This is a genomic window from Pseudomonas brassicacearum subsp. brassicacearum (assembly GCF_008801605.1).
Classification (GTDB): domain Bacteria; phylum Pseudomonadota; class Gammaproteobacteria; order Pseudomonadales; family Pseudomonadaceae; genus Aquipseudomonas; species Aquipseudomonas brassicacearum.
The window spans coordinates 18,067-32,649 of sequence record NZ_VZPJ01000018.1 but is presented as its reverse complement, the minus strand read 5'-3'; the positions used below and the strand labels follow the sequence as shown (position 1 = coordinate 32,649).

The window sequence follows — 14,583 nt, the reverse complement described above, 5'->3', positions numbered from 1 at the left end:
GTTGCTGATCGGTGTTACGTGTCGCTTAGCGTGGTGTTACAGCGGACGACCGATGCCATTGCACACGTTGGTGTTGCCGATGCTTTGAGCGTTGGTAGCGGTCAGGAAGCTGCCACGGATGGCAGATTTCCAAGCGCCAGGCAGTGGAACGAAGCGGTTGGCAGTGATCGCCGCGTCGTTGCTGTTGGCAGCGGTGCCGTTGTAGTGACGGGTGAAGAAATCACGCACCTGAGTGGTTTGTGCAGCATTGGCGTAGCACTGGCTGAAGATCACGTTGGTGAAGCCCAGGATCGGATAACCGGTGGTTGGGTAGAGGCGCAAGCTAGGATCAGCCGGAATTGTTTCATCAATCACTTTTTGAGAAGTGAAAACAGGAACCCAGGCATTCGGGTTTGACCGGTCGGCAGCAGCCGGAACGGGAACGGCATTGATCGCTACCGACACGTTGGCCGGTGCTGGGGAAAGACCGCCAACACGAGCGACCTTGGTGGCGTCATCCAGACCGGCCAGGGTAGTAGCGGCATAGTCCGGGCTCATGTAGGTGATACGACCTTGGGCAGCGTTCAACGCTGTCATTACAGCCTGGCTGCCAGTAGCGGATACGGCGCTGGCTGGCAGACCACCACTGTAGCTGGAAGCGAAGTTGGTGGTGATGGCAAAGGTGCCGGTTTCAGCGCACTTGGCGTTCAGGAAGCGGGTGAACAGCTCGGAGGTGCCGCTGCTCTCGGCACGGTAAACCACGGTGATCGCGCCGGTACGGCCCGAACCAGTGATCTGGCTCCAGTCGGTCAGACGGCCGGAGAACACGCCGCACAGTTGGTTGACGCTCAGGTCGACGTTGGCAGTGCCGGTCTTGTTGAACGGAATGGCAACCGAAGTGGCGACCGAAGGCACCTGGATCAATGGACCCCAGGCGGCACCGTGGGCACTGACGTAGGTGCTCAGTTCAGTGGCGCTGAGCTTGGAGTCGCTACCAGCCCAGTGCACTTTCTTGCCGCTGGTGTCGCCAGGCACGAACTTGGTGTAGTCGTTGGTCAGGAAAGCCGACTTGCCAGCACCGCTGCCCACGCCGATGTAAGGGGCGAAACCGGCAGTCAGTACACCGGAGGTCTGGTACAGCGGCTGAGGCAAGGTAGCACCACCGCCGTTGACATCAGCCATGGCGGCCTGAGCGGCGCAGAGGCCGGCGAGGGTCAGGGATACCGCGAGAACGTTGCGCTTAAACATGAAGAATCTCCTTTCATCGTGTTCGTACGTAGGTTGGGTGACGCGTGCTTGCCGTCATGGCGCTCGGTCCTGTGCCGATGGCGATGGGGTGAGGCCATGGGTTAGAAATTCGCAGTTTCCGGTGACAGATAAAGGAAAAAACCTCGGGAGCTGAGGGCTGTTTTTCGAGTTTTTTCCTCGGGTGTTCGAGGGCTCTGGGTTGGGGTTTCGAGCGGGTTTCATGGCCGTGCCATGTGGGGGCGCGGTGGAGAGGACGGCGGGTGGTTGCCGGGCGCGGAAAAATGACAGAACGAGGAACCCGAGCTTGGCGCGATCAAGGCTCGGGAGATGCTGCGGCACGGCAAAAATAACTGGCTGATCGCGGCAGTTGTGGCGAGGGGATTTATCCCCTCGCCACAAGATCAATGTTCGCCACGGGTTGCGTGTGCTTACTGAACCAACTGATTGATCTCGATAATCGGCAACAACACCGCCATGACGATCACCAGCACTACGCCGCCCATGACCACGATCATCAACGGCTCCAGCAGCGCAGTCATGCCCATCGCCCGGCGTTCGATGTCTCGGGACAGGGTTTGCGCGGCGCGTTCGAGCATCGGTGGCAGGCAGCCGGTTTTCTCGCCGCTGGCGATCAGGTGGATCAGCACCGGCGGGAAGACTTTTTCCACCCGCAGCGCCGCCGCCAGGTTGACCCCTTCGCGGACCTTGGCCGTGGCCTCGCTGACGCTCTGGCTCAGGCGGTCGTTGGACAAGGTTTGGCGCGCGGCCTCCAGCGCCCGCAGCAACGGCACCCCTGCTCCGCCGAGAATTGCCAGGGTGGAGGCAAACCGCGCGGTGTTGAGGCCCAGTACAAAGCGCCCGATCAGCGGCAGGCGCAACACCCGCGCGTGCCAGTTCAACCGCGCCGCCGGTTTGCGCAAGTACATGCGCCAACTCCAGAAGCCACCGGCCAGTACGCCAAAACACAACCAGCCCCAGGCACGAATGAAATCACTGGCGGTGAGCATCGCCACGGTCAGCGCGGGCAGGTCTTGCCGGGCCTGGGAGAACGCGCTGACCACCTGCGGCACGACATAGCTGAGGAGGAAAATCACGATGGCAACCGACACCAGCCCCACCACCCCGGGGTAGATGAACGCCGTGAGAATTTTGCCCCGCAGGTTGTTGCGTTCCTCGATGTAGTCCGCCAACCGCTCCATCACCTGGGCCAGGTCACCGGACTCTTCACCGGCGGCAATCAACGCCCGGTAGATTTCCGGAAAATCCCGTGGCCGCGCCGCCAGGGCTTCGGCCAGGCGCATGCCGCTGCGCACATCGGCGCGCACCGCGCTCAGGGTCTGGGCGATGTGCTTGCGCTCGGCCTGTTCCACCGTGGCGCTCAACGCCGCTTCCAACGGCAGGCTTGCGCCCAGCAGGCTCGCCAGTTGCCGGGTGGCCCAGGCCAGGTCGTTGTCCGAAAGCTTGGCGCTGAACAAGCCACCGCCGTTGGCTGGCGGCGTATTGCGCTCAACCTGCACCTGCAATGCCGTCAGCCCACGGCTGCGCAACAGGTTGAAAGCCGCCCCCTGGCTGTCGGCTTCCAAGTGTCCGGATTCGATCTTGCCCTGGGCGTCGGCGGCCTCGAAACGGTAGCGATTCATCAGGCGTCCCGTGTTACGCGCAGGATTTCTTCAGGGGCCGTGGTGCCACTGCGCACCCAGCGTTCGCCGTCCTCGCGCATGCTGAACATCCCCGCTCGGCGAGCGGCGGCGCGCAGTGCCTGCTCCCCTGCCCCTTGGTGGATCAGCGTGCGGATGTCATCGTCAATGCAAAACAATTCATGGATGCCGGTGCGGCCGCTGTAGCCGGTCTGGTTACAGCTCGGGCACCCCACCGGCCGCCAGGTGCCGGGCGTGGCCGGATCGGGCTGTTTGCACTGCGGGCACAACCTGCGCACCAGTCGCTGGGCGAGCACGCCGAGCATCGATGAAGCCAGCAGGAATGGCTCGACGCCCATGTCGATCAAGCGGTTGACGGCCGACACCGCATCATTGGTGTGCAGCGTCGCCAGCACCAGGTGCCCGGTGAGGGAGGCCTGCACGGCGATTTGCGCGGTCTCCAGGTCGCGGATTTCGCCGATCATGATGATGTCCGGGTCCTGGCGCAGGATCGCCCGCAGAGCCAGGGCGAAGGTCATGTCGATCTTGGCGTTGACCTGGATCTGGCTGATGCCCGGCAGGTCGTATTCCACCGGGTCTTCCACCGTGAGGATGTTGTGGACGCTGGCGTCCAGCCGAGCCAGGGCGGCGTAGAGGCTGGTGGTCTTGCCGCTGCCCGTGGGGCCGGTAACCAGGACGATGCCGTGGGGCTGGCGGATCAGGTGATCGAGCTTGCCCAGCACGTCCGTGTCCATCCCCAACGTTTCCAATTGCAGGCGTCCGGCCTGCTTGTCCAACAGCCGCATCACCACCCGTTCGCCATGGCCGGTGGGCACCGTCGAGACGCGGATATCGATCGGTCGCCCGGCGACGCGCAGGGCGATGCGCCCGTCCTGGGGCAGGCGTTTTTCGGCGATGTCGAGCTGGGCCATGATCTTGATCCGCGACACCAGTGCGCCGTGCAGGGCCTTGCGCGGCGAAACCACATCGCGCAGGGTGCCGTCGACGCGGTAGCGCACCACCGAATGGCTCTCGTAGGGTTCGATGTGGATGTCGCTGGCCTCGTCCCGTGCGGCCTGGGTCAGCAAGGCGTTGATCATGCGGATCACCGGCGCGCCGTCCTGGGTGTCCAGCAGGTCAGTGATCTCGGGGATGTCCTGCATCAGCCGGTCGAGGTCGACTTCGTTTTCCGCCGCGCCCACCACCGCCGCGGCACTGCCGGTGTCGGCATAGGCACTGTTGAGCAGCCCATCGAGCTCCTCGTCGCGCACCCGCTCCAACCGCACCTCGCCAAACTGGCGACGCACTTCACTGATGGACCAGCCCGGCGTGGACGGACACACCATCAGCACCGCCCCTTCTTCGGACTGGCGCAACACCAGGCGCTGGGCCTTGGCCCAGGCGTATGGGAGGGTGTTCATCAACGGGTGCCTCCTTCGACGGGCACCGCCTTGATCACCGCCCTGGGTGTCTGCAAGCTCACCGGCGCAGCCCCGGGGATGGCCCGGGCCGAGGCCGGTAGTTGCGGGGCTTGCATGTCCGGCAGTGCCCAGCTGCGTTCCGGTTGCAGCAGGCCCTGGGCGCGGCGCATGAAGTCGTAGCGGTTGAGGGTGATGCCGCGGCCCGCCGCCGTGTCGCGGATGATGTAGGGCCGCAGGAACACCATCAGGTTGGTCTTGGTGATCTGCCGCCGCTCGTTGCGAAACAGCGCGCCAATCCCCGGGATCGTCGACAACCACGGCACCGCGTCATTGCTCTGGCTGTAGCCATCCTGCAACAGCCCGCCAAGGACCATGATCTGTCCGTCGTCGAGCAGGATGCTGGTGTCGATGGCGCGCTTGTTGGTGACGATACCCGTGGTGCTCGAGGCGCGATTATCGACGCTGCTGACCTCCTGATAGATATCGAGCTTGACCGTCCCGCCTTCGGAAATCTGCGGCCGGACATTGAGCTTCAAACCCACCTCCTCGCGGGTCACGGTCTGGAACGGGTTGTTGCTGGTGCCGCCTCCGCCGGTGACGTAGCTACCGCTGACGAAGGGAATGGTCTGGCCGACAAAAATGCTTGCTGCTTCGTTGTCCAGGGTCAGCAGGTTCGGTGTCGACAACACATTGGTGCCACCCTTGCTCTTCAAGGCCCGGGCCAGGACCTTGAGGTCGAGAATCTTGCCGATACCGGGAATGTCCACCGTGCCGTTGACCACTCCCAGGTTCAGGCCCTGGGGCAGCACGTCGATGCTGGTCTTGCCATTGAGATTGAGCCCCGTGCCGCCGAGATTGACCCCGCCGATCACGCCGCTGCCACCGAGGTTGCCGGTCTGCCATTGCACGCCGAATTCGCTGGCATCGTCCTCGCCGACCTCGACGATCAGGCTCTCGATCACCACCTGGGCGCGACGCTGGTCCAGCAGGTCGATGACTTCCCGCAGGTTGCGGTACAGCGGGTCCGGCGCGGAGATCAGCAAGGTGTTGGTGGTGGCGTCGGCCTGGATGGTCACGCCGCCAGCGCTGAAGGCAGTGCCCTGTTCGTTTTTCGGCGAAGCGGAGGTCGTGCTGTTGCTGCCTTGGGCGTAGCCGTTGCCGCTGGTCGAAGCACTGCCGCCGGTGGTGCTGCTGGTGCCATCGCCACTGCTGCTCTGCCCGCTCTGGCCATTGGTGTTGCCGCCCATGCCGCTGAGCACCGAACGCGAGTTGTCGCTGCCCTCGCCTTCGCTTTCCCCGGTGAGCAATCCGCGCAGGGCCTGGGCCAGTTTGCCGGCCTGGGCATTGCGCAGGTACACCACATGCAGGTTGCTCGGGTTGTTCTGGGCGTTGTCGAGTTTGTAGATCAGGTTGCGCGCCAGCTCCGTGCGTTCGGGGCTGCCGGCGCGGATGATGATGGAGTTGGAGCGCGGGTCGCCGATCACGTTGATCTTCTGGGTCTGGTCGCCGCCCTGGGTTTCCAGCAGGTCGGAGACCATTTGCGCGATGTCGACGGCGATGCCGTTGTGGACCGGCACCACGTCGGTGTCGATGGCGCTCGGGGTGTCGATGCCTTCAATGAGTTGCGCGACCCGCGACAGGTTCTCGGCGTAATCGGTGACGACAATGGTGTTGTTGCCCGGGTAGGCATTGATCGGGTTGTTCGGCGACACGATCGGGCGCAGCACCGGGATCAGGTTCACCGCGTTCTCATATTGCAGGCGAAAGGTGCGGGTCAGCATGCCGTTGCCGGCCGGTTTGTCGGCACTGTAGATCGGCCCACCCAGCAGCTTGGCATCGGCCTCCGGCACCACCTGGGCCACGCCGCCGACGTCTACCACGCTGAAGCCTTGCATGCGCAGCGCGGCCAGCAGCATGTCGTAGGCCTGGTGGGCCGGCACCTGGCCTTCGGACACCAGCGTCAGGTTGCCCTTGACGCGCGGGTCTACCAGGAACTGTTGGCCGGTGGAACGGGACAAGGCCCGCACTACCGCCTGGATATCGGCCTCGACGAAATTCAGCGTCACCGGTTGATCGCCCAAGGGTGTGCGCGCCGGCGCATTGCTACGCGGCTCACGGGCACGGGCGGTAAGGTCGACCTGGTGCCGCACCGCGGGCTTATGTTCACGCAGGTCCTGGGCCCGCTGGCGATCGAGTAATGCATCGCCACTGCGCTGGGTACTCCCCAATGGAATACCCAACTCGCTGTCCACCAGCAACGGTGGCTGCGACGCGGGTGGCGTGCTGTTGCACGCACTCAACGCGAGCAACAACAGCGGTGCAGCCTTGCGCCAATGACGTGGGTATCTGGCCCCTTTCATGAAGCTTCCTTAGCGCCTTGCGCCTGATCCATGCGAACGGTTCCGGACAGTGTGCCGGCGGTGTTGTCGGTGTCGTTGTCGTGGTTGTCGGGATTGGCAAGGGCGGTGCGCTGCAAACGGGCCTCGATCACTTCCAGGGAGAATTGCCGTGGGTTGCCCAATAGCCAGCTGATCACCGCCTCTGCCGGAGCCTGGTCGAACGTGAGCTGCCAGGCGTTGGGGCGCTCGGCGTCGGGCGCTCGCAGTTGGTAGTGCTCGCTCAAGCCGCTGGCGTCCAGGCTCTGGCGCAAGGCCGCTTCAAGAGGCTGGTCGGGCGCAAGCCCTGCGACGTCACGCAACAGCACTTCGAGGGCTTCGGTCTGTGAACGCAGCTTCGGGGTTTCGGCTTGCCAGTAGGCGATGGTCTTGAGCGGTGGCTGGATCAGTGCGAGCCAGACCAGGCAGCCGCCCAACACCAGCGCAGCCAGGGCCACGGCGGCTTGCTCGCGCACTGCCAGCCCCTGCCAGAACGTGCGCAAACGCGTGCGACAGGCTTGCCAGCGCCCCCACGCCAGGGCCAGGGATTGCTTATTCATCTTCGGCGTCCGGAGTTTCGTCGGAGCTGCCCTGGCCGGCCGGAGCCACACGCAGGGTCCAACCCTGATCGATGGCAGCGACGTCAATGCCGGCCTGGGCCAGGAGAATTTTCCAATCCTCTTCGGCAGTGGTTTTCTGCGCCTCGGCCACGACATTCAGGCGCAACTCACCGTTCTCGAATACCAGCGCCTGGACATTGCCGCTCATGAACGGCATGGCGCTGCCCGCCTGTTGCACCAGGCTGGCAAAGCGTTGGGCCGGGTCGGTCGCTGCACCGTTCTGGCGCGCCGCGATTTGCTGGCGCGCCTGTTGCAGCGGGTTGAGAATCACCGGCAACTCGGGAAACGCCTGCTTCACCCGCTGGCTCATCTGCGCCTTGAGCCGTTGGCCCTGGGCCGCTTCGCGGGCGGCGTAGAGGTTCAACCCAATCACCCATACTGCCAGCGCTGTCGCGCAGATCGCCGCCGCCCGGCCCCAACCGCCGCGCTCGGCCGCGTTGCGTGCAAGGCCGGCATGCAGTCCCCAACCTGGCGCAGCACCCATCCAGCGTTGGGTTTCGGCCAAGGTGCTGATCGAAGATTGCGGCGGCGCCTCGCCGACCCAGTGCAACCCAGGCCCCGTTTCCAGCAGCCATTCGTCCAGCGCCTCCTCCTGCAACGGTTGCACCACGGCGTGCTGCAGGTCATGGCGCACCAGCAGGTGGCCGTCCTCGATACAGGCCACCGGCCCCGACAGCACCGGCAAGGCGTAGGCCGCCGGATAGAGGCCACGCAGCTTCATGCCAGCCTGGTGCACAAGCCGGCCCAGCGTGGCGAGGGATTCACGGTCCAGCCAGGCGATCTGCACCTGCCCGTCGACGCCGCGCGGACTGTGGGCCACCTGCATGTGTTCGCTGGCACCGAGCATCAGGGCCTGGGCCGCGCACGTCACCGCGGCGGTGATCTTGGCCGCTGGCAACGACGGTAACTCCAGGCGAGTCAACAGGCTGTCGCGGGGATGAAGGAAGCACTCCACAGAAATAGTCTTACCGCCTTGGCCCAACGCACGGAGGCTGCTGCGGCCCTGCTCACGAACCTGGCCCTGGCGATCCAGCCAGGCAAATGCCACCTCACTGTCGAGATCCAGGCTGCCCAGCGGCGCCAGGGCGATGCGCAAGCGCGTCATACGCCCACCCTTGACCAGATCACCTGGGGCAAGCGGTCCTCGGTGCGTTGCAGCAACGCCTCCAGTTCGACCCGCCGCTGTCCGCTGCGTGCCTGGCCTCGCAGGAGAAACCAGTCGCTGGTGATGCCAACCTTGACGCTGGCGGTGTCCAGCTCCGGCATGCGCAGGCGATTGACGAAATCCCCACGATTGATAAACCAGTGGCCACCGTCGCGTTCCCTGACCAGTGCCTCGGCCCGTTGCAGCGACAGCCCCGGCACGTAGGCGGCCAGCACCGGGGCACTGGCAGTGTTGCCATTGAGCCAGGTGTTGGTCGGCAGGATCGTCACGTAAGGCGCCAGTGTTTCCAGTAACCGCGCATTGACGCCCTTGACGCTGCGCAAGTCTTGCAAGGTGCGCAGCATCGGGCGCGTCGGTGCCTGCGGCGTGTTGTCGGCCTGTGGCGAGGTCTCGCGGCCGCTGTTGAAGGTATTGGCCTTTGGCGCCTGGTCCACCCGCTGCGGATTCAACAGGCGCGGATAGGCCTCGACCACCCTTTCGACAATGCGCGTGCTGACCGCTTGTGCCACGCCCAACTGCTGGCACAGGCGTTCGAAGGCGCGCACTTGTTCTTCGTCCACACGCTCATTGGCGACGAGGTTGCGCAGGTTGAACTTGCCTTGCTCATCTTCCAGCTGGCCTTCGAACGGCGTGTCGATCTGGCCCGAACCCGGCATCACGATGGGGTTGGCCCAGGGTTGGCCAAAGCGCGTCAGCGGATCGCGCTGGCGGGCGTCCCAGAGCAACTGGCGACTCAGTTGCAGGCCACCCTGCAACCGCGCCGTGCCCTGGACGCGCAACTGCTCGGCCTCCAGGCTGCGGGTGAACAGGGTCTGGCGGGTCAGCATGCCGCCGGCGATGACCGCCACCACGGCAGCGATCAGCAAGGCACTGATGACCGCCATGCCGCGCTGCTTCGCCGCGAGGGGCGAATCCGTCTGCATCACGGCCCTTACAACTGCCAGGAGCCAATGTCGGCATTCACGCCGTCGCCGTCAGGCTGACCGTCGGCCCCCAGGGAAAAGATATCGACTTCGCCGTTGGCACCCGGGTTGAGGTAGTTATATGGACGGCCCCATGGGTCGTTGGGCAGGCGCTCCAGATAAGAGCGCCAGGTGCTGTTTTTCGCATCGGCGGGCTTTTCCACCAGCACTTTGAGGCCCTGGTTCATGCTCGGGTAACTGCCGTGGTCCAGGCGATACAGCTTCAGGGCTTGCATCAGGCCGCCAATGTCCTGTTTCGCCGCCGTTGCCCGCGCCTGGTCAGGGCGGTCGAGTACCTTGGGCACCACCATCGCCGCCAGGATGCCGAGGATCACCACCACGACCATGATTTCGATCAGGGTGAAACCCGACTGCCCGCGAGGGCCTGGGAAACGGGCTTTGTAACGGGCAATCTGCATCTCGACGGTCCTTCGCTGGATTCGATTCGAGGCGCAGTGTTGCAAGAAAATATGTCAGTGATATTGAAATTGCTCTGGAGCTTGCGTCGTCAATTGGTCATGAACGGCGGCTAGCCTTGAAGGCTGCCCTCGCCCCCGAGCCCGCGCCATGTCACGCCCTGCGCCGCAAGCCGGCTTCACCCTGATCGAAGTGCTGGTGGCCCTGGCGATCATCGCCGTGGCCATGTCGGCCGCGGTGCGCGTGGCTGCGGTGATGACCCAGAGCAACGGCCTGCTGCGCGACAAATCCATCGCCCTGCTGGCCGCCCGTAGCCAACTGGCGCAGTTGCGTCTGGAAGGCCGTTTTGCCCAGGGCTCGAAAGTGTTCGAATGCGATCAGGGGCGATTGCTGTTGCGTTGCGAACAGAACTTGCGCCCGGCGGAAAACGGTAGGCTGCTGCGGGTCGAACTGAGCGTGTCGGACCGCAGTCGCGAAGCACCACCGTTGGCTCGGTTGGAGACGTTGGTCAGCCGGGAAAAGCCTTGAGTGGTGTGGGCTAACACATCCTTTGTGGCGAGGGGTTTATCTGTGGGAGCAAGGCTTGCCCGCGATGCAGGCGCCTCATTTCCTCGGAGACTGCGTCGTCTTCATCGCGGGCAAGCCTTGCTCCCACAGAGAAGGCAGACTCACCGAATCCGGCAACCGAGCCAGGACCAGCCGGGTCTGCTCATTGCCGCGCTCGATGACCACCGCCTGCGCCTCGATCGCCACCAACCGTACCCCTTGGGCCACCCGTTCACCCACCAGGAAACTGCGCGGCGGTCCGTCGTTGAGACTGAGGATCGCCACGGGCGTGCGAGTGCCGGCCATCACGCCGCTGACCTTGATGTCCACTGCTGCCGGCTGGTTGGAGAACCATTGCAGCGCCGGGTTATCGGAACGCTCGGCCATGCGTTGCGGGGCGACATCCGGCGTGCGCGACTCGGCCGACGTGAGCAGCAGCGAAGACCAGGTCGCCACCCCGGCCAACGCCGCCAACAGGCCCACGGCCTGGACGATTTGCGCCGGGGACACACGCTCTATGAACGTCATGGCCTGAATCTCCTTTTTTTGGTTCCAGCGTCCAGCGTACGCGTCAATTCTCTCCGTTTTATTTCACATCCTTATCATCTTCACCGTGCAGGATGGCTTTCACGCAAAGGAGCGCGCATGAACCTCGGCAAGCAACGCGGTTTCACCCTGATCGAATTGATGGTGGTGCTGGTGATCATCGGCATTGCCAGCGCCGCCGTGAGCCTGAGCATCAAGCCGGATCCGTTGAAGTTGCTGCGCCAGGATGGCGAGCGACTGGTGCAACTGTTGCAACTGGCCCAGACCGAAGCCCGCACTGACGGACGGCCGATTACCTGGCGCTGGGATGCCAAGGGGTTCGGCTTCAGTCGTCGCGCCGATCAAGGCGTGGGGCTGGATCGCTTCAAGGACGATCCGCAATTGCATTCCCGTCGTTGGCAGAGCCCGTCGATGGAGGTTCGCGTGGAACCCAGGCAGCGGGTCGTGCTCAATGCCGAATGGCTCGGCGAGCCCTTGCAGATCCGCTTGTCGGACGGCCTGAACAGTCTCACGGTGCAACGCAGTGCCGCCGGGCGGGTGCAACTCCAATGAGCGCCCGGCAGACCGGCTTCACCTTGCTGGAAGTGATGGTGGCGATCCTGCTGATGGCGGTGGTCAGCCTGATCGCCTGGCGCGGGCTGGACAGCGTGACCCGTGCCGACAGCCATTTGCAGGCCAGTACCGAACAGACCGAAGCCTTGTTGCGGGTATTGAACCAACTGGAGCGCGACGTGGCCCTGCGCGCCAGCATCGAGCTGAGTGAACCGGTAAAACCCGGCGTCGACGACCCGCCCTCGACCGCCCCGCCCGCCCTCACCGTGCGCAGCACCGATGGCAGGGGGTTTCGCCTGGATGTGATCCGCGTGGCGGCGACCCAGGAGGGCGAGTTGCAACGGGTGCGCTGGTGGCTCAAGGGCGACACGCTTTACCGCGCCCAAGGCCAGGCCCGCAATCGCTATCCACTGCCCGCGCCCGGCCCGGGCGTGGCGGTGCTCAGTGACGTCAGCGACGCCGGACTGCGGTACTGGCACAAGGAAAAAGGCTGGCGCAAGCTCAGCGGCAACCGCCAGGAAAACCCGATGGGCATCGAAATCAGCCTGACCCGGCAGACGCCTCAGGGCATAGAGAAATATCGACAGGTGCTGGGGCCATTGGAATAGCTCCCCCAGATTATCGGGTGACCTTCAAGGCTTGGCACACATTGTGGGAGCGAGCTTGCTCGCGATAGCGGTGGGTCTGTTGAGGGCGATGTCGAATGTGCCGACCTCATCGCGAGCAAGCTCGCTCCCACAGGGGTATTGGGTGAATTCTAGATTTGGGCCAAGCACCGGGCCTTTGTGGGAGCGAGCTTGCTCGCGATGAGGCCTGCCCAGACGCCACTGGCCTCAGCTCAGCACCACCACCCCACCCGGCAATTCAGTGCATTTGGCGCCGTAGGCATCGCGGATCAACAGCGCCACGCCCGCCAGTTGGTCCAGGCGAAACCGCGCCTGGACCTTGCGCTGGCCCAGTTCGCGGTTGAGCAGCAGCAACATGCCGGGACGGTAGCGGTTGATTTCATCGATGACGCTGGCCAGGGTCGCGTCGTTGAACACCAGGACTTGCTCACGCCAGGCGATGGCTGCCGACACATCGGCACGCTTGGGAGCGCCCACCCGACCAGGGTCGTAAGTCAGTTGCATGCCCGGCTCCAGGCGAAACCGCTGGCCTTGTACCTCGACCTGCACCACACCCTCCAGGCAAGTCGCGCAGACGCTCTGGTCGGTGTAGCGAATGTTGAAGCGTGCCCGGGCAGCGCTGATCCAGCCGGTGCCGGCCTGGACGCTGACCACCTGGGCACTGCGCCCCTGCACTTCAATCTCGCCGCTGAGCAACTCCAGTCCTTGCCCGCCATCGGCCAGCGCGCGGCGACTGAGGCGGGTCTGGGTATTGAGTTCCAGGCTGACGCCCTCGGCCAGTTCCACCCGGCGCTGTTCGCCGACATCGGTGACGTAGTCGGCTCCCAGCCCGGAAACACCACCGGGCACCGTGGCGCGGATCAACAGGAAAGCTGCCGACGCCGCGATGGCGCCACCCAACAACGCCCGGCGGCCGAAATGCCGGGGCGCCTGCACCGCGGCGGCGGCAGGTTGCAGCCCCTGCCACAGCGCCTTGGCCTGTTCGAAGGCCCGGGCATGTTCGGGGCTTTGCCCGCACCACAGGCGCAAGGCCCGGGCATCGGCCACGGTGGCGCGCCCCGAGGTCAGCAGGATCAGCCAGTCTCGGGCCTCGCTGGCCAATCGGGCCTGGGGCGTGGCGTCAGGGGAAGTGATGCTGAAGATGTTCAAGCGCACACACACTCACGAAAGGGTCGGGTCTCTACTCTCAAGACGGTTTTCCCGCGCCGGGACCGAACCGCTGAATGACTTTTCTTTCCAGGCGCTGGGCGCAGTGCCCCAACGCAGCCTTGATTTCCTTCTCCACCATGCGCGTGGAAATACCGAAGCGCTGGGAGATTTCCAGGTGCGGCGCTTCCTCCAGGCGTGCGGCGATGAAAATCCTGCGACGGCGCGCCGGCAGTTCGTACAAGGCCTTGAGCAGGGTCTGCAGCTCCTTCTGCCCACCCACCACACGGGCCGGATCCAGCGCTTCATCCGAGACCTGCAGCAATTCCTCGATTTCATCGCCGGTGAGCAGGCGCGCATCGGCCTGTCGACGGTCGGCGGCGATGTTCAGGGCCATGCGATATAAATAAGCGTTGGGCTGGGCAATCTCCTGCGTATCGATCATTCGATCGACCCGCAGGTAGGTTTCATGCAGCACGTCGTTGGCCAGTTCCTCGGACCCCAGGCGCCTGCGCAGGCGCACCTTGAAATCCTCATACGAGGTGAGGAACAACTTCACCAACGGGCTGCGACCGGAGTCTTTCATCGCCCGGACACCCCTTCCCCTGCTATGCATTCCATGCTTCTTCCTGATGAGTCGGGTAACAAAAGCAGGGTCACCGGCTGGCGCAACGAGCTGGGCGCCGGACGGTCGATCCTGAGGTTTTGCAAACTGTTGACCAAGGCCTTGTCCCGCATCAGGTCGCCCGTGGAACTGACCAGGCGGCTGTGCTGGACCACGCCGTCCCGGCCGATCCACACTTGCAGCACCGCCCGGAAACTGCCTGGGCGGGTCAACGGTGAACGACACAAATTGCGCTGGATGACCGTCTGGATCGCTGCCGCGTAGTTGCTGTCACTCAAGCCTGGGGTGACGCCGGGAGGCAGCGGTACCTCGCGGACCTGCACCGGCTGCAACGTGAACGCATCCTCCCGGGCATAGTGCGCCGCCAGCCCGGTGCCGCTGAGCAACACCCTCAACCCTTCGGAGGGTGTGAACTGCCCCTGGACACCCAGCGTATGACGCTGGCTCGACAACTGGTGGTCCACCAGCACCGCCATGCCCGTCGCCCGGCTGAACTGCTCCAGCGCCGTGGTCAGTTCCTGGGGCGCGATGTCCAGGTCCACCAGGCCGACCGCCTGGATCGGCCCGGCCAGCAGACACAGCAACACCATCAGCCACCGCAAGGGCGCCCTGGTCAATCCACGCCCGCGTCCGCCCCCGGCTCTGCCCTGCTGCACGACTGACGTATCCGTTGAAAACCGTCATCCTGAGGGGTGTTTATGAATGTCGTATGACATCT

Annotated in this window: 15 protein-coding genes; 3 read left to right on the top strand and 12 right to left on the bottom strand. The window is 64.5% G+C overall.

The window, feature by feature from the left end; all coding sequences use genetic code 11:
- Nucleotides 1-36: 36 nt before the first annotated feature.
- From F7R20_RS27900 to gspG, 8 genes are all read right to left on the bottom strand, one after another.
- A complete protein-coding gene (locus tag F7R20_RS27900; protein ID WP_003202602.1) occupies nucleotides 37-1,227 on the bottom strand; it encodes a substrate-binding domain-containing protein in 1,191 nt (396 codons plus the stop codon).
- 428 nt (nucleotides 1,228-1,655) lie between these two features.
- Nucleotides 1,656-2,867 (bottom strand): type II secretion system inner membrane protein GspF, encoded by a 1,212-nt coding sequence (gene gspF / locus F7R20_RS27895; RefSeq protein ID WP_003202603.1) that lies wholly within the window; start codon nucleotides 2,865-2,867, stop codon nucleotides 1,656-1,658.
- Complete coding sequence (gene gspE / locus F7R20_RS27890; protein ID WP_003202605.1) at nucleotides 2,867-4,285, bottom strand: type II secretion system ATPase GspE; 1,419 nt, start codon at nucleotides 4,283-4,285, stop codon at nucleotides 2,867-2,869. Before gspE ends, gspF begins: the two co-directional genes overlap by 1 nt.
- Entirely contained in the window at nucleotides 4,285-6,645 is a 2,361-nt protein-coding gene (gene gspD / locus F7R20_RS27885; protein ID WP_003202607.1) for a type II secretion system secretin GspD, read from the bottom strand. The genes gspE and gspD overlap by 1 nt, the downstream gene beginning before the upstream one ends.
- Entirely contained in the window at nucleotides 6,642-7,220 is a 579-nt protein-coding gene (gspM, locus tag F7R20_RS27880) for a type II secretion system protein GspM (protein ID WP_003202609.1), read from the bottom strand. The genes gspD and gspM overlap by 4 nt, the downstream gene beginning before the upstream one ends.
- On the bottom strand, nucleotides 7,213-8,385 hold the full coding sequence (gene gspL / locus F7R20_RS27875) for a type II secretion system protein GspL (protein ID WP_003202611.1): 1,173 nt from the start codon (nucleotides 8,383-8,385) through the stop codon (nucleotides 7,213-7,215). The genes gspM and gspL overlap by 8 nt, the downstream gene beginning before the upstream one ends.
- Entirely contained in the window at nucleotides 8,382-9,368 is a 987-nt protein-coding gene (gspK, locus tag F7R20_RS27870) for a type II secretion system minor pseudopilin GspK (RefSeq protein ID WP_003202613.1), read from the bottom strand. Before gspK ends, gspL begins: the two co-directional genes overlap by 4 nt.
- 8 nt (nucleotides 9,369-9,376) lie before the next feature.
- Nucleotides 9,377-9,826: a type II secretion system major pseudopilin GspG gene (gene gspG, locus F7R20_RS27865; RefSeq protein WP_003202615.1), complete on the bottom strand. Its 450-nt coding sequence runs from the start codon at nucleotides 9,824-9,826 to the stop codon at nucleotides 9,377-9,379.
- A gap of 148 nt (nucleotides 9,827-9,974) precedes the next feature.
- Between gspG and gspI the strand changes: the two genes are divergently transcribed.
- A complete protein-coding gene (gspI, locus tag F7R20_RS27860) occupies nucleotides 9,975-10,352 on the top strand; it encodes a type II secretion system minor pseudopilin GspI (protein WP_003202616.1) in 378 nt (125 codons plus the stop codon).
- A 75-nt stretch (nucleotides 10,353-10,427) separates the two neighbouring features.
- Here the strand turns inward: gspI and F7R20_RS27855 are convergent, their stop codons facing one another.
- On the bottom strand, nucleotides 10,428-10,898 hold the full coding sequence (locus F7R20_RS27855; protein WP_003202618.1) for a type II secretion system protein N: 471 nt from the start codon (nucleotides 10,896-10,898) through the stop codon (nucleotides 10,428-10,430).
- Between the two features lie 117 nt (nucleotides 10,899-11,015).
- On the opposite strand from F7R20_RS27855, the gene gspH reads away from it, so the two are divergent.
- Together gspH and F7R20_RS27845 are read left to right on the top strand one after the other, a co-directional pair.
- A complete protein-coding gene (gspH, locus tag F7R20_RS27850) occupies nucleotides 11,016-11,468 on the top strand; it encodes a type II secretion system minor pseudopilin GspH (protein WP_003202620.1) in 453 nt (150 codons plus the stop codon).
- Entirely contained in the window at nucleotides 11,465-12,076 is a 612-nt protein-coding gene (locus F7R20_RS27845) for a PulJ/GspJ family protein (protein WP_003202622.1), read from the top strand. Before gspH ends, F7R20_RS27845 begins: the two co-directional genes overlap by 4 nt.
- Before the next feature lie 225 nt (nucleotides 12,077-12,301).
- Here F7R20_RS27845 and F7R20_RS27835 read toward each other — a convergent pair whose 3' ends face one another.
- From F7R20_RS27835 to F7R20_RS27825, 3 genes are read right to left on the bottom strand one after another with little or no spacing between them, the layout of a single operon-like run.
- Complete coding sequence (locus F7R20_RS27835; protein ID WP_003202624.1) at nucleotides 12,302-13,243, bottom strand: FecR family protein; 942 nt, start codon at nucleotides 13,241-13,243, stop codon at nucleotides 12,302-12,304.
- A 37-nt stretch (nucleotides 13,244-13,280) separates the two neighbouring features.
- Nucleotides 13,281-13,826 carry a sigma-70 family RNA polymerase sigma factor gene (locus tag F7R20_RS27830; protein ID WP_013693543.1) on the bottom strand — a complete coding sequence of 182 codons (546 nt, stop codon included), beginning with the start codon at nucleotides 13,824-13,826 and terminating at the stop codon, nucleotides 13,281-13,283.
- On the bottom strand, nucleotides 13,823-14,455 hold the full coding sequence (locus tag F7R20_RS27825) for a secretin and TonB N-terminal domain-containing protein (RefSeq protein WP_003202627.1): 633 nt from the start codon (nucleotides 14,453-14,455) through the stop codon (nucleotides 13,823-13,825). Before F7R20_RS27825 ends, F7R20_RS27830 begins: the two co-directional genes overlap by 4 nt.
- Between the last annotated feature and the right edge of the window lie 128 nt (nucleotides 14,456-14,583).